The 21,987-nt window shown below is 32.6% G+C and carries 19 protein-coding genes; 17 read left to right on the forward strand and 2 right to left on the reverse strand.

Going from position 1 to position 21,987, the window contains the following annotated elements:
- The first annotated feature begins 119 nt into the window (after positions 1-119).
- The 3 genes from NK213_RS06335 to tnpA all read left to right on the forward strand — a co-directional run bounded on the left by NK213_RS06335 (position 120) and on the right by tnpA (position 2,182).
- Positions 120-596 carry a hypothetical protein gene (locus NK213_RS06335; RefSeq protein WP_253347961.1) on the forward strand — a complete coding sequence of 159 codons (477 nt, stop codon included), beginning with the start codon at positions 120-122 and terminating at the stop codon, positions 594-596.
- 115 nt (positions 597-711) lie between these two features.
- Positions 712-1,521: a pyridoxine/pyridoxal/pyridoxamine kinase gene (pdxK, locus tag NK213_RS06340; RefSeq protein WP_253347962.1), complete on the forward strand. Its 810-nt coding sequence runs from the start codon at positions 712-714 to the stop codon at positions 1,519-1,521.
- Between the two features lie 196 nt (positions 1,522-1,717).
- On the forward strand, positions 1,718-2,182 hold the full coding sequence (tnpA, locus tag NK213_RS06345; RefSeq protein WP_253347963.1) for an IS200/IS605 family transposase: 465 nt from the start codon (positions 1,718-1,720) through the stop codon (positions 2,180-2,182).
- Between the two features lie 226 nt (positions 2,183-2,408).
- On the opposite strand, the gene NK213_RS06350 is transcribed toward tnpA, so the two are convergent.
- Positions 2,409-2,954, reverse strand: a complete 546-nt coding sequence (locus NK213_RS06350) for a YiiX/YebB-like N1pC/P60 family cysteine hydrolase (protein ID WP_253347964.1) — start codon at positions 2,952-2,954, stop codon at positions 2,409-2,411.
- A gap of 260 nt (positions 2,955-3,214) precedes the next feature.
- On the opposite strand from NK213_RS06350, the gene NK213_RS06355 reads away from it, so the two are divergent.
- From NK213_RS06355 to NK213_RS06375, 5 genes are all read left to right on the forward strand, one after another.
- Complete coding sequence (locus tag NK213_RS06355) at positions 3,215-5,365, forward strand: U32 family peptidase (protein ID WP_253347965.1); 2,151 nt, start codon at positions 3,215-3,217, stop codon at positions 5,363-5,365.
- Positions 5,366-5,487: 122 nt separating this feature from the next.
- On the forward strand, positions 5,488-6,597 hold the full coding sequence (locus tag NK213_RS06360; protein WP_253347966.1) for a hypothetical protein: 1,110 nt from the start codon (positions 5,488-5,490) through the stop codon (positions 6,595-6,597).
- A gap of 41 nt (positions 6,598-6,638) precedes the next feature.
- On the forward strand, positions 6,639-10,682 hold the full coding sequence (locus NK213_RS06365; protein WP_253347967.1) for an autotransporter domain-containing protein: 4,044 nt from the start codon (positions 6,639-6,641) through the stop codon (positions 10,680-10,682).
- Between the two features lie 484 nt (positions 10,683-11,166).
- Positions 11,167-11,913, forward strand: coding sequence for a DUF429 domain-containing protein (locus NK213_RS06370; protein ID WP_253347968.1), 747 nt, complete (start codon positions 11,167-11,169; stop codon positions 11,911-11,913).
- 36 nt (positions 11,914-11,949) lie between these two features.
- Entirely contained in the window at positions 11,950-13,146 is a 1,197-nt protein-coding gene (locus NK213_RS06375) for an MFS transporter (RefSeq protein ID WP_253347969.1), read from the forward strand.
- A gap of 80 nt (positions 13,147-13,226) precedes the next feature.
- On the opposite strand, the gene NK213_RS06380 is transcribed toward NK213_RS06375, so the two are convergent.
- Positions 13,227-14,633: a phospholipase D family protein gene (locus tag NK213_RS06380; protein ID WP_253347970.1), complete on the reverse strand. Its 1,407-nt coding sequence runs from the start codon at positions 14,631-14,633 to the stop codon at positions 13,227-13,229.
- Between the two features lie 201 nt (positions 14,634-14,834).
- On the opposite strand from NK213_RS06380, the gene NK213_RS06385 reads away from it, so the two are divergent.
- The 9 genes from NK213_RS06385 to NK213_RS06425 all read left to right on the forward strand — a co-directional run bounded on the left by NK213_RS06385 (position 14,835) and on the right by NK213_RS06425 (position 21,960).
- Entirely contained in the window at positions 14,835-15,818 is a 984-nt protein-coding gene (locus tag NK213_RS06385) for an ABC transporter substrate-binding protein (protein ID WP_253347971.1), read from the forward strand.
- Complete coding sequence (locus tag NK213_RS06390) at positions 15,808-16,557, forward strand: ABC transporter permease (protein ID WP_253347972.1); 750 nt, start codon at positions 15,808-15,810, stop codon at positions 16,555-16,557. The genes NK213_RS06385 and NK213_RS06390 overlap by 11 nt, the downstream gene beginning before the upstream one ends.
- Entirely contained in the window at positions 16,550-17,140 is a 591-nt protein-coding gene (locus tag NK213_RS06395) for an ATP-binding cassette domain-containing protein (protein WP_253347973.1), read from the forward strand. Before NK213_RS06390 ends, NK213_RS06395 begins: the two co-directional genes overlap by 8 nt.
- Before the next feature lie 142 nt (positions 17,141-17,282).
- Complete coding sequence (locus NK213_RS06400) at positions 17,283-17,567, forward strand: DUF1294 domain-containing protein (protein ID WP_253347974.1); 285 nt, start codon at positions 17,283-17,285, stop codon at positions 17,565-17,567.
- A gap of 15 nt (positions 17,568-17,582) precedes the next feature.
- Entirely contained in the window at positions 17,583-18,101 is a 519-nt protein-coding gene (locus NK213_RS06405; RefSeq protein WP_253347975.1) for a hypothetical protein, read from the forward strand.
- Positions 18,102-18,118: 17 nt separating this feature from the next.
- Positions 18,119-18,487, forward strand: coding sequence for a hypothetical protein (locus NK213_RS06410; protein WP_253347976.1), 369 nt, complete (start codon positions 18,119-18,121; stop codon positions 18,485-18,487).
- A gap of 457 nt (positions 18,488-18,944) precedes the next feature.
- Positions 18,945-19,520, forward strand: a complete 576-nt coding sequence (gene efp, locus NK213_RS06415; protein ID WP_253347977.1) for an elongation factor P — start codon at positions 18,945-18,947, stop codon at positions 19,518-19,520.
- Between the two features lie 23 nt (positions 19,521-19,543).
- Positions 19,544-20,377, forward strand: a complete 834-nt coding sequence (locus NK213_RS06420; RefSeq protein ID WP_253347978.1) for an endonuclease/exonuclease/phosphatase family protein — start codon at positions 19,544-19,546, stop codon at positions 20,375-20,377.
- Between the two features lie 161 nt (positions 20,378-20,538).
- On the forward strand, positions 20,539-21,960 hold the full coding sequence (locus NK213_RS06425) for a phospholipase D family protein (RefSeq protein ID WP_253347979.1): 1,422 nt from the start codon (positions 20,539-20,541) through the stop codon (positions 21,958-21,960).
- The last annotated feature ends 27 nt before the right edge of the window (positions 21,961-21,987 follow it).

Here is a 21,987-nt window from a genome sequence, read left to right on the forward strand (position 1 = left end):
AAAGAACAGATACCAAAAAAGCGGATATGTTAATTCATGTCCGTTTTATATTGTGTTAGCGATATTTATTTGTTATAATAATTTGAATATTCATTAAACACACACAAGGAGGAAATAATATGAGAATATATTTTACGAAAGAATACTGGAAAGTATTTGGAATTGCCGCAGCGGTACTTTTCATCTTTATAATAGGTATAACAGCATTCGGTGCTTTTAATAACAGGAACGGCGAATATATGGAGTATGAAAATGAATATGGAGGAACAACACTAAGAGTGACTAAAGAAAAGGGCGGTTTTACAATGCCGAAAGAGTTCCCTGATGATATAATGGAAGTTTATCCTAATATGCGTCTCAGAGATGTTTATATTATAAAAGATAAAAATGGTGAAGTAATGGAGTTACAAGTAGAAGGTTTTTCTGATGATGATGTGGAGACTGTAAAAAACTATTATGAAGATAAAGACAAAAGACTAATAAATAAAAATTATGAAGCTGTTTTTAATATAAGTAATGCCAACTCTGAATTTCTTCCTGAAAACAAGAAGGTAAGCGAGAAAACAAGCCTGTTTCTGAATGTTGAAAAAAAGTAACAGAAAGCCTGTATTAGAAATAAAAGAAAAAAAATTAAAATAAATCAATTGATTTTATGTTTAGTTTCTGTATATAATTAATGTGGAATATTTAACAAATAGGAGGAATGATAAAATGGCAAATCCGAAAAAAGTGCTTACAATAGCCGGGTCTGACACAAGCGGCGGAGCCGGAATACAGGCAGATCTGAAAACGTTTCAGGAAAGATCAGTATACGGGATGAGCGTACTTACTGTTATAGTAGCTATGGATCCTGATAATAACTGGGCTCATCAGGTATTTCCAATAGATTTAGAAACAATAAAAGCACAGGCAAAAACAGTTCTCGAAGGTATAGGGGTAGATGCCCTGAAAACAGGAATGCTTCCTACAGTGGAAATAATAGAATATGTAGGAGAAACTTTGAAAAAGGTAAATTCACCAATAGTTGTAATAGACCCTGTTATGGTTTGTAAAGGGACAGATCAGGCATTATTTCCTGAAAATACAGTAGCTATGCAGAAATATCTGCTTCCTAATGCCACTGTAGTAACGCCTAATTTGTTCGAAGCAGCACAGCTTGCAGGAGTAGCTCCAATAACTACTCTTGATGAACTAAAAGAGGCAGCTAAGAAAATACACGCATACGGACCGAAATATGTGCTTATAAAAGGCGGAAAATCATTTAGTCCTGATAAAGCAATAGACGTTCTTTATGATGGTAATGAATTTAGAATATTTGAATCTGAAAAAATAGATACTGCATATACTCATGGTGCAGGGTGCAGTTTTGCAGCATGTCTGACTGCTGAACTGGCGAAGGGTGAAAGCATTGAAAGTGCTGTTGATACTACAAAAGGATACATAACAGAAGCATTAAAAGAATCTTTCCCGCTGAATAAATTCGTAGGGCCGCTTTATCACAAAGCTCTTGCGGAAAAATAAGAAAATAAAAAAATTAAGCATAACTTTTCTGACTGCTTAATTTTTTTTATTATAGACTTAAGTCAGTTGAGTACGCAAAGCGTATGAAACATAAAACCACCCGCTATGCGGGTGAGGAAAACAAAGTTGTACAAAAAAACACCGATCCAATATAATAGAAGTTGTTCAAGCTACTATTAGAGAGGATGGTGTAAAGATGGCTAAAAAAAGTAATAGCCTATCCCATACAAAGTGGATGTGTAAGTACCATATTGTATTCACCCCTAAGTATAGACGAAAAATAATATATAATCAATATAAAAAAAGTGTAGGAGAAATATTAAGGAGTCTATGTAAATATAAGGGAGTAGAATTACTAGAAGGGCATTTAAAGCCGGATCACGTACATATGTTAGTAAGTATACCACCTAAATTAAGTGTATCAAGTTTTATGGGATATTTAAAGGGCAAAAGTGCATTGATGATGTTCGATAGACATGCAAATTTAAAATATAAATTTGGAAATAGACACTTTTGGTCGGAAGGATATTATGTAAGTACAGTAGGATTAAATGAATCGACAATAAGAAAGTATATTCAAGAGCAAGAAAAGCATGACATAGTACGAGATAAAGTAAGTGAGAAGGAATATGAAGATCCCTTTAGGGATAAGTCGAAGTGATAAGAAACCTCTTTAAGAGGTAGCCACGAGTCAAAGACAATAGTAGCTTGAGCGAAGAGAAAGCAGGCGCCTTGAGGCGTAGTCAGAGACCCGTTGGCTTATAGCCAAGGAGCAAACCACCCCTTGAAGGGGTGGTCCTGATTAATTAATTTTTATTTACCATTACCACTACCACCGTTACAAGACGATAAAAAAGTCATCCCTGTACATTCTGCATTTTATAAAACTATTCAAGTATAATATTGTTCAGTAAATCAGATCTCATAATATCAAACGGCATTACCCAGCTCCCGCCGTCAGAGTCCAGATCAATTTCCCTTCCTGTGGTTTTTCCTGCTTTTTTGAATACATCATAAACAAACTGTGAACAGTAAAGTCTTTTATCAAAGTTTTTATCAAAAGTAATACCATACTTTTTGTTAATAGTAAGCTCTATCTCTTTCATAAGCTCAGCCCTGAAATTATCATCTATTCCCTTTAACCTGAAAATAGCGACTTCTCTGTCAAGGTCAGCCCATGTAAAAAGCGGGACTTCCTGATAACCGGAAAAATATCCGGGAAATTCCACAACTTTTTTTTCATCATTAAGAATAACTGAGTGTCCCCACATTTCTCTGAATCGGCTGCCTTTAGACAAAATAAGAATATCTCCCGGCATTAGCTGATCCATTTTACTGATAACCTCTCTGGGAGTATACCATTGATAATTCGGGTCTATACTTTCACAGGAAACCAAAAACAATATCATAAGTAACATAATTATTTTTTTCATGTAATCACCATATAAATTATAATAAAATTTCAGTGATATGTAAATAGCAAAAGAGTCATATCTTATTTTATATTACTTTTATATCACTAAAATAAGTATAAAAAAATACAATAATATAAAATATTTTATTCTTGTGATATAATATTAATACTTTATCCTGTTTATATTTTGAACAATGAAATATATTTAAAACGGGAATATTTCACTTTAGGAAGAAAAATTTAGAAATTTATGATGTTTATAATGAGGAGAGTAATATAATGAATATAGTAGCACCAGCAGGAAGCTATGAAAAAATGGAAGCAGCGGTAAAAGCCGGAGCAGATGAGGTATACTTCGGGTTAAGAGGATTCGGTGCAAGAAGGAATAATAAGAATTTTGGTATACAGGAAATTCTTGACGGAATAGATTATGCACATTCAAGAGGGGGGAAAACACTTCTTACATTAAATACGATTATGAAAAATATAGAAATAGAGAGTACAATATATAATTTTTCCAGAATATACGAGCATGGAATTGATGCAGTGATAGTACAGGACTTAGGTTTTTTAAAGTTTTTATCTGAAAATTTTCCGGGTCTTACTCTGCACGGGAGTACACAAATGACAGTAGCCAATCATGAGGAAGCTAATTTTTTGCAAAAAATGGGGCTTTCAAGAGTGGTACTTGCCAGAGAGCTTACATTTGAGGAGATAAAGGAGATCAGAAAGAATACTACTATAGAACTGGAAGTTTTTGTTTCCGGGGCCTTATGTATCGCATATTCGGGAAATTGTTACATAAGCAGTTTTATTGGCGGAAGAAGCGGGAACAGAGGTCTTTGTGCTTATACATGCAGAAAGAAATTTCTGGATGAAAATAATAAAAGTGCTTATTTTCTCAGCCCTAATGATCAGTTTCTTGAAGAGGAAGTAAAAAAACTCAAGGAAATAGGAATAAATGCCATAAAGGTGGAAGGCAGAAAGAAAACAGAACAGTATGTATATGAAACTGTGAGTTATTATAATGAAATTCTTAATAATAAAGACAGAAAAAGCCAGTCTTACAAGTTATTTAACAGAGGATATTCAAAAGGGTATTTTCATGGTGATGATAAACTTATGAATTTTGATTATTCCTCAAATTTTGGATATAAACTGGGTGAAAAAGTATCAGGGGGTAAAGTCAGGCTTGAAGACGAACTTAGCCTTGGTGACGGCATACAGTTCGTAGGAGAGGACTATGAGAGACTGGGCGGAGTTTATATAAATAAAATTCTTGCTGATAATATAAAAAAGGAAAAAGCTTTCAAAGGGGAAACTGTATATCTGGGGAGAATTCCTGAAAATACAAAGTATATTTATAAAAATTATTCAAAAGAACTGCACGACAGTATAAATCATGAAATGAAAGTAAAAGAAAGAAAAATGAAAATAAATGCAGAATTTTTTGCTGCTTTGGATAAAAATCCGGTATTAGCATTTACTGCGGAAAATCTTAACGGCGAAGTAATAAGTGCAGAATGTGAAAGGGAGACATTAAAGGAAACTGCTAAAAAATCCATAGATATAAATATAATAAATGAAAAAATATCCGAACTCGGGGATACTTCATTCGAGCTTGGTGATATCAATATTGATTATGATAATAAAGCATTTTTTTCATTCAGTGAATTAAAGCAGATGAAAAGAGAGTGTGCAGAAAAATTAAAGGAAAAATTATTGGATTCATACAGAAGAGAAGGAAAAACTGTAAAAGTAAGAAATTTTGAGAATAATTATAATAACAGTCCGGTTTTCTCTGCAATGGTGTCGAATAAAGAACAGGAAGCGGAATGCAGGGCAAACGGAATAGAAAAGATATATTACAGACAGTTTGATGTGGCAAAAGAAAGTAAACTTGATAAAATAGACCTGAATTCAAAACTGGTTTCAAATCTTTATCAGATTTTGAAATCGAAAACTGATAAAAAAAGTGTAGACTGGAACCTTAATATATTTAATAACTACACTGTAGACCTTTTTGGGAGCTTTGACGGCGTGGAAACTATTTTTCTGTCTCCTGAGCTGAACTATGAACAGCTGAAGGGGATCAAAAGTAAAATAGTAAAAAAGGCTATGGTAATTTATGGGTATCTGAAAGGTATGTATATAGAATATCCTATATTTGAGAAAGAATATAAGGAACTGCACGGTGATCATAATGATATGTACAGAGTAGTAAGAAACGGTCTGGATAATATGGAAATTTATATGGATAAACCTATGAATCTTATACCAAAATTAGAAGATATACGAAAACTGGGGCTAGATGAGCTACGGCTGGATTTTACCTTTGAAAAACCTGAAGAAGTAAGAGAAATTATAAAAAGTCTGGATACTGGAGAAGGTAAATATAATCCTTATTGTTTTGAAAGAGGAATTTTTTAAATAGATGGTCATAACTTCACATTAACTTCATATTGCTGTGTAATAATAAGAATATAGAATAAGAATTCTAGCGTATATTAACTTTATTACAATTTTAAATGAAAACACTAGCAGGAGGCGTTATGATTAGGATAAATTTTAGGAAGATAGTTTTATTTGCAGCTTTATTGTTTGTATTTGTAGGGTGTGACCTGAAAAAAGCAGAGGAAGCTTACGAAAAAGGAGATTATGTAACTGCTGTTGAGTACAGTGTCAAGTATCTCGACGGGAAAAAAACATTTCCAAACAATAAAGAGAGTAAAAAAATACTTGAGAATCTTGAGAATATAGTAGACTATTATGAAAAAAATATAACAGCAGCAAAAACTACAGATACTAAGATAAAGTATATGTCTGAATTCTGGGAAATAAGAAAACTTGTGGATAGAAAGTCTTATGACAGACAAATAGCCTTTTTTACAGGAAAATATACTTTGGAAGAACTGGGGATAAATGTAGCTGAGCAGTATTATATAAAAGGAGATAGTATAAGAGCGGTATCTACAGCGGATTATCAGAATAAAGCACTGGCATATGAGGCAGGATTCAGCTATTATAACTATAAAGATATAAAACAGAAAGCAGAAGATTACAGATTTAAATATTCAGAGCTTAAAGCCGGAGAATATTACGCAAGCGGTATTTCTGACGAGAAAAACGGAAGATACAGAAATGCCGAACAGAATTTTCTTGCTGCTTATAATATTTATAAAAATTACGGCAGTTATAAAGATTCACAGAAACGTTATCAGATAAATAATGAGAAAGCTGATAAAGAGGACGCAGAAAAATGGTATCAAAGTGCCAGATCACAGCAGGCAAAACAGAATTATTGTGAAGCAGCAGAAAGTTTTTCCGCAGCTGCCGAGGCATATAAAAATCATGGGAAATACAAGGACAGTAGCGAATTAAAAGTAAGTAACGATAAATTATGCAAACAGAAAATTGCTGAAGATTATTATCAGGAAGGCAGAAATATAGAATATAGTGCAAGAGGTAAAAGTGATTACAGAGAAGCAGCAGAAATGTATTACAATGCATATACAGCTTACAAAGGATATGGCGAATATAAAGACTCATATCAAAAATATAAAAATATGGTAGACAGAGGAAAAGTGAAAGTCTATATTACAGATGATCTGGATCATGTAATAAGAGATACACTGAGAAGTGACTTTATAGTAATAATATAAATATAAATACAGCAAGTGCCACAGATTATATACCGGTATCAATGACTAAAGGGACATTAATACTGGACAGAGATATAAATCTTGACGATAGCAGTGATTTGTATAAAAATTCAGAAATTTCATTAGTTTCAGTGAACCTTGAAAGTGGTAAAATAATAAAAGGAACACAAAATAATCAGATAGGAATAGCACAAAAAAATTATGATAAATCATCAGGGATAGAAACAATAAAAATAATAAACGACGGAATAGTGGATTTGGAAGGGTCAGAATCAATAGGGGTAATAACAGATTACGGTCATATAATAAATAATAATATGATTAAAACAACAGGAGAAAAATCAGTAGGAGTGTATTCTGCTAATGGAACAATAGTAGAAAATAACGGCGATATAATAGCAGGAGGAAATAACAGCACAGGAATATACGGAGCGAATTATCTTGATGGAAGAACAGGTTCATCAGTGCTGGGGTATGGAAATGATAAAATAGATATAACAAATAACGGAAGAATAGTATCAGAGGGAACAGGAAGAGTATATGGAATATACGCAGCTAATATTGCAGCATCAAAGGGAGATTCCAAAATAAATCTAGAAAATGGAACAATAGATATATCAAGTTCACGAGGCGGTATAGGTGTATATGCAGATAATACAACGGTAACAGGCGGAGGAACACTGACAATAGGTTCGGATTCACTAGGAATGTATATTAAAGACAGTGATGTAAATCTGAGCAATATGATATTAAATATAAATGGTAATAATTCACTTGGATTTTATCTTGAAGGTACGACAAATTTCAGCGGTTTAGGAATCATAAATGTGGATGGTAAGAATATATCTTTATTTAATGTGGCTTCAAATGGAATATTTAACAATAATTTCACAGTAAACTCAACAGTAGGTTCGTCTTATTCCATAGGAAATGTATCAAATGGTACTTTCAGATATGATGGAACAGCCTCATTGTCAAATGGAGGAGGTCTAATAAGCGGGAAAAATTCAGCAGTATTGTTGGATATAAACTCAGATGTATCGGCAGCAGAGAGTAATATAGTAGTGGCAGCAATAGATGGTCGATATACAGGAGTTTTACCATCAGGGTTTACAAGCGAAATAGATGGAGAAAACAGAGGGAATATAGCACTTGGAGATAATTCGGCAGGATTATATGGTAAAAATGGTGCAAGATTATTGAATTCAGGAAATATATCTGTAAATAATAATTCACTTGGTATGAAAATAGATGGAGCAGAATCAGCAGCGGTAAATGCAGGAATGATAAAAACAGGAGCAAATTCTGTGGGGATATACGGAAAAGAAACATCAGTATTAAGTAATTTATCTAGTGGTATAATTGAAGGTGGTTTAGGAGAAACAGTAGGTATGTATCTAAATACATCAAATACAGGAACAGTTACAAATGATGGAACGATAGATTTATCAGGTGATAAAGCAAGAGGAATATATACAGAAGGAACAGGAATAAAAATAATAAATAATACAGGAATTATAAAAACAGGTGATTCATCATACATTAATAACGCAGGAATAGGAATATACAGTAAAACAACAGGAGATGTAATAAATAACTCAGGGACAATAATTGCCGGAGTAAACAGTATTGGAGTATATAGTCAGGGAGGTACAGTTAATCAAAATTCTCTAATAAAAACAGCAGGAATAGGGATATATGCAGATGCTGCAATGGTAAATCTAAATGCAGAATCAGTTCTAAAAGCAGAAGATATAGGAATATATGCAGTAAATGGAAGTAATGTAATAAATTCAGGAACTGTAATATTAGGAAATGACAGTTATGGTTATATTCTGAAGTCAGGATCAAATTTGATTAATAATTCACCAGTAACAGTAGGTGATAATGGAGTATTTGTTTATGGAGACGGCTTAGGTACAGTGAATAATAATGCAGATATAATGTTATCCGGAACAGATTCATTTGGATTCTATACAGTAAACGGCGGAAATATAATAAACAACGGAGTAGTAAAAGCTGATACAGGTACAGCAAATATAGGGGTTTATGCTAAGGGAGGAAATATTCAAAATACTGGCGATATAATTGTGGGAGATTCTGTAATACTGGATAAATTAAATACACAAAAAAATCGATATGCAGTAGGAATTTATGGAGATAATACTTCGATATATAACAGTGGAAATATAAAAGTAGGATATTACGGAGTAGGAATTTTTAGTACAGGAAATAATATAGAAAATCATGGAAATATAACATCAGAAGCTGAGGGAGCAATAGGACTTTTCATAGAAAATGGAAAACTTGATAACTATGGAAATGTTACATTAGATGGAGACAGTTCTATGGGAATTTATGCAAATAAAGGATCAATAGTAACTAATCACGGGATAATCACAATAAATGGAGATTCATCACAGGGAGTGTACCTAAACAATGAATCAACTCTGGAGAATCACGGTACAATAAATATAAATGGAAATGATAGTCAGGGAGTACTCTTAAAAGGTAAAGGAAGATTAATAAATGCAGGTATAATAAATCTTGCGGCGGGGCTTGTAAATTCAGAAACTGTATTATATGGAACAGTAAACAGTTATCCTGTGCCAAGCATAATAAATGCAGGAATTATAAATGTAAATGAAAACTTTGAGACAAATGGTTTTGATATATCAATAAAAGCAGATCCATTAACAATGAGAACAGCAGAACTAACGGAAGATCTTGGAGCAGCCTTTGTATCAGATGCAGTTAAATTTTATGCGCCGGGATTCAGCACAACAGAGCCAATAAGCGTACTTGCTGGATTCACTACAGGAACACATGCCGAAACATATAAACTAAAAGATGTATTTAATCCTACAACAGAAGGAGGAGCAAATTCGGGTCTGGTAAAAGTGAAAAGTAAATCACTGACATGGTCGGCAACACCAATAATAAACAGTAACGGGAATGTGGATATCTGGATGCAGAAGATACCATATGACGAGTTTACAAGCGGATTATGGTTTGAGGATTTCGGGCTGGCTTTGGATAAAAAATATGTCGGTTCGGCAGGGGATGCAGGTCTTATATTTGATAAGATAGATACAATAGAAACAGAGTATGATTTTAGAAGAATAATATCAAACCTCGCAGGAGATATATATGCAAATATGAATCAGAGAGAAGAGACAATAGGTGATGTATTTGACAGTTCACTTCATTTACTTCAGAATTCAAAGAATAATACAAAAGAAAATGTAAAAATAAATGTAATAGCTGGAAAAGGAAGTGTAAAAGAAAACACAGAAGGAGTGGTCGGGTACGATTATGAAGCAGTGGGAGTTCTTGCATTAAGAGAAGTGGAGAGAACATACAGGCATACATTTGGTTATTCATTAGGTTATACACACACAAGCTTTGAATTCAAAGATGGGAACAATAGTGAGGAAGATGCGGATTCGATTCAGTTAGGACTGCATAATAAATATAAATCAAATGACTGGATACTGAGAAATGATCTGACAGGAAGAGTGGGATTTCACAATACAGACAGAGGTTTGAACTGGGGAAATGCTGAAAATTCAACTATGAAAGGAAGTTATGAAACATACAATATAACAAGTGATAATAAATTAGGGAAAGAAATATCACTTGGGAAAAGAGTAAATATAACTCCTTACGGCGGAATAAAAGCAATGTATACAACAAGACCAACATTCAGCGAAAGCGGATTGGAATCACTGGAAGTGAAAGGAAACGATGCTTGGAGTATAAAACCAAAAGTAGGTGTGGAACTAAAAGGAGAAGTACCTTTAGGAAACAATGAAAGCTGGAAATTGAAAGGGGCAGTGGACATAGCTTATGAATATGAGTTAGGAGATCTGAATGAAAGAGAATATGCAAAATTAACAAAAGTAGAGACAGATTACCATAAGCTTGCAAAACCTGAAAAGGATAAGGGACAAATAAGAACCGGAGCTTCAGTAGGAGTAGAAGTAGAAGACAGATATGGAATCTTCATAACAGGCGACTATCGAACAAGAAATGATAATCAGGATGATTACAGAGTAGGTATAACATTAAAAACAGTATTTTAAAAAAGAAAATATAATTTAAACAAAAATTTTGGTATGTTCTTGTTTAAAAAAGATTTTCTCAGTGAAAAAATGTTAATGTTAATACTGGAGTTTTAAACTTATCAGATTGAGAAAAATATAAAATAAAGTATACCTTTTTTACATTGTAAAAGGGGTATATTTTTTTGTGAAAATGACCCGGTTTCTTCTCTGTATCAAGAAGAAATACAGAAGAGGAGAAAAGAGTGCCTCGCTGTTTATGCTGACAAAATAATAACAGGATCGATTTATCAGGTTTCTAAAAATGTGATATAGAGTAGTTGGAAATAATATTATGTGTGTAAATTGCAAGAAAAGCTGAATTATTTCATCTGACTTTTTTATTTTACAACAAAATTTATTTAAGATCAGAAAGTAAAAAATTATAAAATTTAAGCCTAAAATAAATTATAATATTTTCTGAAATATAGTATAATAGAGACAGTTTTATTAAAAGGAAGGGATTATGGAAGAAAAAATATTTGCCGGGATAGATCTCGCATGGACATCAAACAATGAAACTGGTATATGCATGATAAACGAACACGGGGAAATTCTATTTTCTCATTCCGAAGTATATAGTAATGCTGAAATATGCAAAGTGTTTCTTGATTCTGATATAACTTGCGGAAAAAATGTATATATAGGAATAGATGCACCTCTTATCTTCCCTGAGGATGTTAAAGAATACAGAACTGCTGAAAGAGAATTGAAAAGAGCTGATATAAACGGGTTTCACTTATCAAGTTTTCAGGTTTCAAAGGAATATATGCTAAAAACATACAGAGAAAGCCGCGGTGAAGATATTTCAAGGTATCTCGCAGAAAATAAAAAATATAATTATACTGATAAACTATTTACACACAGTCATGAAGTAGTAGAGACATTTCCCACTGGTATAACTGCTGGTATTTTTCCGGAAATTTTCCCGGCAGGATATAAGTTAAAGGGAAAAAAAGCTGATAGTATAAAGGGTTACGATATATTATATAAGAAAATAAAAGTTTTTGAAGAGAAAAAAATAATAAATGGATTTACGGAGAATTTTAAGCTGCCGGAGGATGATATGAAACGAAAGGAATATAAGAGCTTTGAAGATAGAATAGATGCTTTTCTATGTGCTTTTGCTCTCTTTCTGGTACATAAAAATCTGGCTTCGGAACTTTATTTCGGCAATAAGGAAAAAGGATTGATTTTTCTGCCGTTGAAATAATAATAAATTTTATTTTATAGAAAGAGGTGTACATTCATGCATGCTGAAAGTTTAAAAAAGATAAACGCTAAATTTTCCATGATCCAGTGTTCATTCATGATGTCGTTTAGTGCAATAGTTGGTTTTTCGGTAGTACTGCTGAAATCAAGGAATTTTAACAGCTCTGAAATAGGAATAATACTTGCTGTAGAGTGTGTGGCCTCTGTTTTTTCCCAGACTTTTCTGGGGAATTTTGCCGATAAACATAAAAAAATACCGCTGAAATGGATTCTTCTGGTTATAATAGTGCTGAGCTTTATTATAAATACAGTTCTTATGTTTATACCGTCAGAATTTTTTATCACTATGTTTATTTTTGTTATGATAGGAATGACGGAATATTCTGCGACAGGTTTAATAAATGCTCTGGCAATACAGTTCGTAAACAGGGGGATTCCGGTAAATTTTGGTCTGGCAAGAGGATTAGGCTCTCTGGCATATGCAGTAGGCGGTTTTTTTATAGGGAAAGTAGTTACAGCAAAAGGGCCTGAGAGTATACTTGTTATTCATGCTGTATTTTTGATAATAATGATAATATCAATATGTATTTTTGATAAACCGGATTCAATACCGGGGATAGCAAATACACATAAAGAACATCATGAAAAAAATGACAGCGTATGGCGTATGCTTGCTGCTAATAAAAAACTGCTGTATTTTCTCACGGCAATGATACTGACATTTATAAGTCACGGAATGCTGGCTAATTTTCTTCCGCAGATAGTGGAACATGTAGGAGGAAACAGCGGAGATTATGGTACTGCAATGTCGCTTGCCGCTTTGAGTGAAATTCCCACTATGGTGTGTTTCAGCTTTTTTATGAAAAAGACCACTAGCGGTAAACTGGTAATGCTGTCATTTCTGTTTTTCTTTGTAAAAAGTGTGCTGTTTATATTTTCAAATAATATATATTTTATTTTTGCATTTCAAATGCTGCAAATACTTGGATATGGTCTTTTTGTACCGGCATCTGTATATTATGTGAATGAAATAGTGGCGGAAAACGAAAAAATAAGAGGACAGTCGCTGGTAACTGTAGCGTCAATGGGAATAGGAATAACAATAGGAAATCTGCTTGGGGGATGGATACTGGATCTACAGGGAGTTCCTGTAATGCTTATTGTAAGTACAGTATTTTCATTTTTAGGCTTTGTTATAGTTTTTCTGAGTATTGGAAAGAAAAAAACTGCATAATTTCAAAAATAAAATTTTTAAATATGAAAAAACGGGTGAAACTAACATAGTAAACCCGTTTTTATTTTATTCATAAAATCTTAGAAAGCAGAAAAACCGCTTTTCTCAATCATTTTATATAAAAAATTATTTAAGCCTGATTCTTTTTTTGCCATGTCGTAATCGAGGGTAAAGTCACCGTCTTTATTAGTCCACAGTCTGTCAAAATAAGTAAGTACCTCATTTGAAAATTCAGAATCATAAGGTGCAATAACTTTTAGTTCAGATTCCAGATTAAAGTCCCGAAGATTACGTCTTGTAAAGTTACCTGATCCGCCGTATGCTACCAGATAATCAGCTTTTTTAACCAGCATAAGTTTGGTATGGAACTGTTCCTCGCCGTTGTTATACCATCTGAGATTAATAACTCCGGGATTATTAAGACTTTTTTTCACGATTTCGTCAGCAGCTGTTTTATTTGGAATTCCTCCTGATTGATTGGAAGTAATGCTGTTGTTCAAAATAATATCGAAATTTACACCTCTTTTAGTAGCATTTATAATTTCTCTTACTACAATTCTATCAGCAAGGTAAAACTGGGCAATAAGTATTTTATCTCCAAAAACCGCATTTTTTATTTCATCTGTTACGCCTTTTCCGATTTTTCCTTCTGTAAGATACTGTACTGAATAGATTCCTTCTTTAGCGGGAATTATTTCCAGCTTATGGTTAGGGATATTTTCTTTGGAAAATTTCGCAATATCCTGTTCTCCCTGAAAAATATCCTGCATAATTTCACCGTTTGTTTCAAAGGCAATATTAGAGTGTCTCGAACCTTCTCTATGAGGATTGGCAGAAGGAAGAAAAACAGTTTTTTCATTCATAATTACTTTTCTGTGATTTGCCTTTAGATTCAGAGCTTTTAAAAGGCTTCGCATTGTTACTTTCGGAGCGGTCTCGGAATCTATAGGATTTTTGATTTTTCCGCCGTTCTTTTTATTGCCGAATGGCCTGATAAATGTCCGCCATATTGGTGAATAGACCCACACAGGATCATTCAGATGGTCAAGATCAATATAGATTATTTTTACTCCGAGATCAGTAAGAGGCTTATATAATTCATTATCAAAAGAGCCGTAAAAATTATTATTCGGATCAAGAATAATATAAACATCCAAATCCGGATTCTTTTGCTTCTTCTCTACAATTTTATCTCTTAGTTTCTCAGCGAGAGGGTATAATTTATCAGAGGCTTCCTTCCTCTGAACCCAGTCATTAAAGAGAAATACATCCAAAATAAAGAAATCTTCAGCTTCATCAAGAATTTCGTAGACTCTGGGCCATATATTACTTTCATAAACAATTTCATCATCTTTTTTATAAGTAAGATCATAATAAAATTTTACATCGTCTGCTTTTCTCACGGGTGATTCTATTGAAGTACCCGAAGGTACAGCAGAACATGAAATTAGTATTAGTGTAAAAACCAGATAAAGTATTTTTTTCATATGCTACTCCTTATTTTTTATTATATTTTACTCTATTGAAACAAATATTTCAAATTTTCTTATTTTACGATGATGAAATAATGAAACGAAAAATCATAATAAAAAATATTATTGTTTGACTAACAAAATAACTTTAGTTTATAATGTATTATCTGTTTAATAAAAGTAATTCATATAAAAATAAGATTTAGAGGTGATTATGTGAAAAGAATAGGAATGATTTTTTTGAGTTTATTACTGGTTTTCAGTTGCGGGAAGGAGAGTACAGTTAAAGAAACCAAAGATAGCAGCAGTGAAAAAGCAACGGTGAAATTTATTTTCCCCGATGGTCTTCCGGCGCTTTCTGTTTTGGGAATGTATTCTGAAAATAAGCAGTTCGAGGACAGTATTAATATAGAGTATGAGAAATCTGCCACAGTGGAAACACTTGTGGGGAGTCTTCTTACAGCAGATGAGAATATAATTGCAATAGTACCGTCAAGCCTTGCTGCACAGCTTTATAACAAAAGTATGGGGTATAAAATATTAGGTACTGTTTCATGGGGTTCTCTATATTTGGTCAGCAGTGAGGATGTAAAAAGTATTGAAGATCTGAAAGATAAAAAGACAGGGATAATAGGAAGAGGGCAGACACCTGATATTGTTTTCAGAAATATATTAAGTAAAAATAATATTGATCCTGAAAGCCTGGATCTGGAGTATTTTGCCTCGGGAACAGAACTGGCAAATGCAATTGCTGCAGGGAAAATAAAGACAGCTGTATTATCTGAACCGGCTGCTTCCATGCTTCTGAAAAAAGACAGCAGTGTAAAGAGAGTATTATCCATAAATGATGAGTGGAAAAAATTATACTCAAATGAAAATGGTTTTCCGCAGGCTGCTTTGATCATTAAAGAAGAACTTTTGAAAAAGTATCCGGGTATTGCCGAAAAGCTCGCAGCAGAACTTGGAGAACAGGGAAAATGGCTTAGAGAAGGGGATAATAAAGAAGAATCCTTGAAAAAAGGAGAGCTGAGTGTACCAGCAGCAGTTTTACCTGAAATAATAAAAAACTCAAATATTAATTTTTTACAAATAAAAGGAACAGAAAAAGATTATATAGAATATTACAAAATATTATCGGACTTTGATGCGAAAGCTATCGGCGGGAAAGTTCCTGATAGCGGGATTTTTTATGAAAAATAAGTATTTTGTCTTTACTTTTTCAGTTATAGTAACAGGAGTAGTATGGGAACTGCTGTCTAAGTATACAGGAAATGATGTGATATTTCCGGGTTTGATTTCTATTTTTCGTGAAATAAAACTGATAATCAGCAAAGATGTCTTTTTTAGAGAAGTATACAGTACATTTATCAGAATTTTTACTGCATTTTTTATATCTCTTGTAAGTTCACTGATTTTAGGAATTCTATCAGCTAATATAAAATCAGTGCGGATATTTTTGAAACCTCAGATTAGCTTTGTAAAATATGCACCGATTATTGCAATGATAGTGCTTATACTTATCTGGTTCCCAAAAGAGATATCACCGCTTGTAATAGGAACAATAATTTCGTTCCCAATATTCTACGATAATATTACTGGAAGTATAAATAATATTGATCCTGATACCAAAAGGCTGATAAATGTATTTCATATAAGCAGAAAAGATTCCATAATAAAGATATATTTCCCTGCTCTTCTGTTTAATCTGATGAATATAATGAGTTCAGTTTTCGGATTGATTTTGAAAACTGTGATAGCGGGTGAAATATACAGTCAGCCGAAATACGGTATGGGAAGCGGTATCCTAAATGAAAAATTAACACTTAATACAGCAGGAATAATAGCATGGATAATAATAACAGTATTTTTTTCACTGATAGTGGATTATATTTTTCGTTTTTTACGCAGCAGAGTGATGTTTTGGAGGAATAATGACTGATTATAAATTTGAGAATATAAACATAGCTTTTGGATCAGATGTAATATATAAAGATTTTTCAATAGAATTTGAAAAAAATAAAATAACTACAATACTTGGACGTTCAGGATGCGGAAAAACAACACTTTTGAATTACATTATGAAAGATATTCTGAAATATGAGGATTTGAGCTGTGTTTTTCAGGAGGAGAGTCTGGTAGAATGGCTCACTGTTCGCGAAAATATAGATATTATATTAAGAAACAAAAAAATTTCAAAAGCCGAAAAAGAAGAAATAATCCTAAAAAATCTGAAACTGGTAAATCTGAACGGATATGAAAACTATTATCCGGCGAAATTAAGCGGTGGTATGAAACAGAGAGTAAATATAGCAAGAGCTGTATCTTACAGTTCTGATCTTCTCTTTATGGATGAACCGTTTAAATCAATAGATATTATCAATAAAGCAGAAATAATAAAGAAGCTGAAAATAGAAATAAAAAAGCGTAGTCAGACAACTATTATGGTATCCCATGATCTGGATGAAGCTATAGACTTTTCAGATAATATAATCTGTATATCCGGAGGTATAGAAAAAAAATAAAAAAATTTTCTATAAATAAATATATTTCTAAGGAAACACTGATAAAATATATCTGATAAGTGGCAAATCTTGTTAGCGGTGACATTACATTTATCAGGAAACTTTGATTTTTGGCGCTTAAAATAGACTTTGGAGTGAATGGATGAAATTATATGAGATAATACTGGCGTATTTACTAATGATAAATATTTTTACAATGTATACTTTTTTTCTGGATAAGAGCAAAGCCAAAAATAAAAAATGGAGAATAAAAGAAAGTACACTTTTTCTTTTATCTATAATCGGTGGAAGTCTGGGTGCCATACTTGGCATGAAATTGTTCAGACATAAAACAAAGCACTGGTATTTTAAGTATGGTATTCCTTTTATACTGGCGGTTCAGGTAATTTTAACTGTGTACACAGCGGTAAGATTCCGCGATCTGTAAAAGGAGATGAAAAAGATGAAAAAGTTAAGAAAATTATTTGTATTAACAGGTTTGTCAGCTTTGGTGCTGTCATGCGGAAATACACAGGCTGCATCTACAGCAGCAGCTAAAAGCAATCCTGCAGTTAATACACAGGTTTTGGGGCAAGTGGCTATGAAGAACTGGTTTGGTATGAATGCTGAGCAATTACGACGTCAGGTAAGAGGTACCAAAGATGTGTATATGATAAATGCATCAGGGAAGTCGCTCTCAGGTCTGGAAAAGGATGAAGACTGGTTTGGAGAGACTGTAAGAACTGTCTACCATCTTGACGGTGAAAATACTACACTTAGCAGTATAGAACTATATTATCCTGACGGAAATTACAATACGATCATATCAAACATGACAAAGCAGCTTGGAACACCTATATCAAATAAGGTAACAGAGAAAAATATGCCTTCTGTTCAGGAAGCGGAATTCTCAAGAAACGGGTTACATTTCACGGTAACTGATTTCAGCGGATATATATCAGTTATAATTATTCCTGAATAGGGTCACGGAGGTTTATTATGAAAAGAATATCTTTATTTATATTTTTTGCTGTTAGTTTATTTTTATCTGCGAAAACAGAAAAATCACCAGTAATTACTTATAACTGTGATGACAGGAAAGCTTTTCAGATTAGGAAAATAAATGATGATACAGTAGAAGTACGAACAGAGTACGATGTAGCAAGACTAAAAAAAGATAAAAATGCAAGCAGTGAAATATACAGCGGTACAAATTATGAACTCGGCTTACTTGATGGTGCTGCATATTTGAATATTTTCGGATATTTTTCCGACTGGAACAGCGATTTTTATACATATAACAGAAATAACTGGGATAACAGAATGTATGTAAACGAGTTATACAGAGGATGCAAAATAAGCAATTAATAAAAGACTTTTATAATAAATTTAGACAGTGAGTCTAAAATATAAACTGTAAAAATTAAAAAGTAAAAAATAATAAGTTAGAAAATAGAACTGTATTATCAGACAAAACTAATAAAAAGTCTTGAATTTATCGCGATTTTGTTGTATACTCGTCTAGTACCTCACAGCAAAAATTTTATTGATAAATTAATTAAAATATGATACGGCACTTTGATAGGGAATGTTCAGAAACACTATATTCATTAGTCAAAGTGCTGATATCAGAAAAATGTGAGATAATTAAAATGAGGTACGAGTACTTCGGTATTGAAGTATTTATATAATATTTGACCAAAGTACCAGCACCTTAGTTTAAAAACAGTAATAAATTTATAAAGAGGCATAAGTATTTTGATTTCTGAATGTCTGTAATTAAGGCATATTTTATCAAGATACTGTAGTAATGAAGGGAGAAAAAATGAAACAGGCAATGGAATTAAGACAGGGAAGTACATACAGAAAAGATAATGTACCTTATCTGATTGTTAAGGCAGACAGACACCAGTCTACATCTGGGAAAAAAGCAAGAGCAGCTGAGATGAAATTCAAAATAAAAGATCTTATTTCTGGAAAAGTACAGGAAATCACAGTATTATCAACTGAAATGATGGATGATATTATACTGGACAGAAACCAGATGCAGTTTTTATATGCTATGGATGAGGAATATTTTTTTATGGATCAGGAAACATTTGATCAGATAACACTTTCAAAAGATGATTTGGGAGATGCAGTGGATTTTCTTGTTGAAGAAATGGTAATTCAAGTGCTTATGTATGAAGGGACTCCGGTAGGAGTGGAACTTCCTAACACTGTAATAAGAGAAGTAACATACACTGAACCGGGACTAAAAGGAGATACGATCGGGAAAGCAACTAAACCTGCCACAGTATCTACAGGTTATACTTTACAGGTTCCGCTGTTTATAAAAATCGGTGATAAAATAAAAATAGATACAAGAACCGGTGAATATATGGAAAGAGCAAACGATTAATAAATAAAACATTAGGGGGAGTTATGAGGTATTTTGTTTTATTTTTCGTCTTGTTTTCTTTATTATTTCCGGAAGACACGATATTAGTCGCAAGTTTTAATACACTGAGACTGGGGAAAAACAAAAAAGATTATTACCAGTTTTCAAAGATACTGTCAAAATTTGAACTGATAGGGCTACAGGAAGTAATGAATGAAAATAGTCTGAAAATAATAAAAGGTAATCTGGAAAAAATAACAGGGAAAAAATGGGAATATCATATATCTGAAAAACCAGCAGGCAGAGGTGAATACAAAGAATATTTTGCCTATATATGGCAGAAAGAAAAAGTGAGTATAAAGGAAGCCGTTGGTTATTACCAAAAAGAAAAGTCAGCGGACTTTGAAAGAGAACCTTACGGTGTATGGTTCAAAGCAGGAGAATTTGATTTTATATATGTACTGGCTCATTCAGTATATGGAAAACGTGAAAGGGAACGTATTCTTGAGGCAGCGAGATACATTTTGGTATATGAGTTTTTTCAGAATAAGGTTCCGTTAGAAAATGATGTAATAATAGCAGGAGACTTTAATCTGCCTGCGGATAACAGAGGATTCGGCAAGCTTTTAAGACATCCAGAGCAGATAGAATATATCTTGAATCCGGATGTTGACCTTACTACATTGGGTAAAAAATCACTGGTAAATCCATATGATAATTTTTTTATAAGCAGGAAACAAACTAAGGAGTTTACAGGAAGATACGGAGTATATAATTATATAAAAAATAATTATGAAGAGATAAAATCATATATATCGGATCATCTTCCTATTTATATAGAGATCAACACTTCTATGCAGGAAATACTTCGCTCATAAAATAAAAAAGATTTTACAGAAAAGTAGTTTTTATTTTATGAAATATTTATATATAAAATTATTTAAGCAAAAGGAGAATTAAAAAAAGAAGTATGAATATTCTTTTTTTAATAACAATTTTATGATACAATATGATACAGAATATAAACGAGAGGTAATAAATGAAGAAAAATAGCTACATACTAATAGCAGTATTATGTTTATTATTTCTATCATGCAGCAGTATTAAGACGCCTCCTCCGGGAGTAGACTTTGAAAGTAAGGAATATCACAGTGATATAGCAGAATTCAGGTATGATCTGTCATATCTCACTAAAGACGGAGATGCTGCATATGATACACATATTTTCAACAAAGTATATAAAAATATAGATGAAGCAGAGGAATTTTTGATAATTGATATATTTTTATATAATCAGATATATGACAGAAATTTTGGGAAATTTCCCGAATTTTCCGAACAGTTTTCCCAAAAGCTGATTGATAAGAAAAAGGAAAACGAAGATTTTAAAATATATCTTCTTACTGATGAAAATAACCGTTTGTACGGCTCTTACGATAATCCTATATTTAAAAAGCTGGAACAAAACGGAATTGATGTGACAATGGTAGAAATATACAAACTTAAGGATATATATCCATGGTATTCTCCCATTTGGAGAACTTTTATAGAACCATTGGGAAATCCTATAGAAAAAGGATGGATTCCGAATTTTTACGGAAAACAGTATCCCGATATGGCAATAAGAAATATATTAAGAGCAGTAAATGTAAAGGCTGATCACAGAAAAATTTTTACTACTGAAAAATCACTGATATTAACTTCTGCTAATATACACGATGCAAGTTTTTATAATAGTAATACATCTTTTGAGGTAAACGGAAATATTATTAATGAATCTATAGAAAATGCAAGATTAGTAGGAGAATTTTCAAATAAAAAAATAGATGTAGAACCTGATTATGAGTATCCTGACTATGAAGACTCCAGATATAAGGTGAAGATGATAACAGAACTGAAAGTAGGAGAGACACTGGACAGGGACATAAAAGCTACAAGGGCGGGTGATAAAATTCAGATAGGAATGTATTTTTTATCTGATAAAGAAGTAATAAAACATCTGATAGATGCAGCTAACAGAGGAGTAGAAATACAAATGATCCTCGACAGAAACAAAGATGCTTTTGGAATGGATACAAACGGGCTTCCGAATAAGCCTGTGGCTAAAGAAATTATGAAGAAAACAAAAAATAAAGTACAAATAAAATGGTATTTTACAAATGGAGAACAATTTCACACAAAATATATGAAAATAGAAAAGAAAGACGGAACAGTAATTGTAAATGGAGGTTCGTCGAACTTTATAAGAAAAAACATAAGGGGATTCATAATGGATGCTAATCTGAGAATAGTAACCGATTCAGAAGCTCCGATTAACTTGGAAATGAACGATTATTTCAAAAGATTATGGAATAACGAAGATGGAATATACACACTTAATTATGAAGATGAACCGACAACAGGATTTTTTAGGGATACTTTATTTCATATAGAAAGATTTACAGAAATTGGGTCATTTTAAATATTTTGATTAAAAAGAGGTAGATGG

Source organism: Sebaldella sp. S0638 (assembly GCF_024158605.1).
In the GTDB taxonomy this organism is placed as follows: Bacteria; Fusobacteriota; Fusobacteriia; order Fusobacteriales; family Leptotrichiaceae; genus Sebaldella.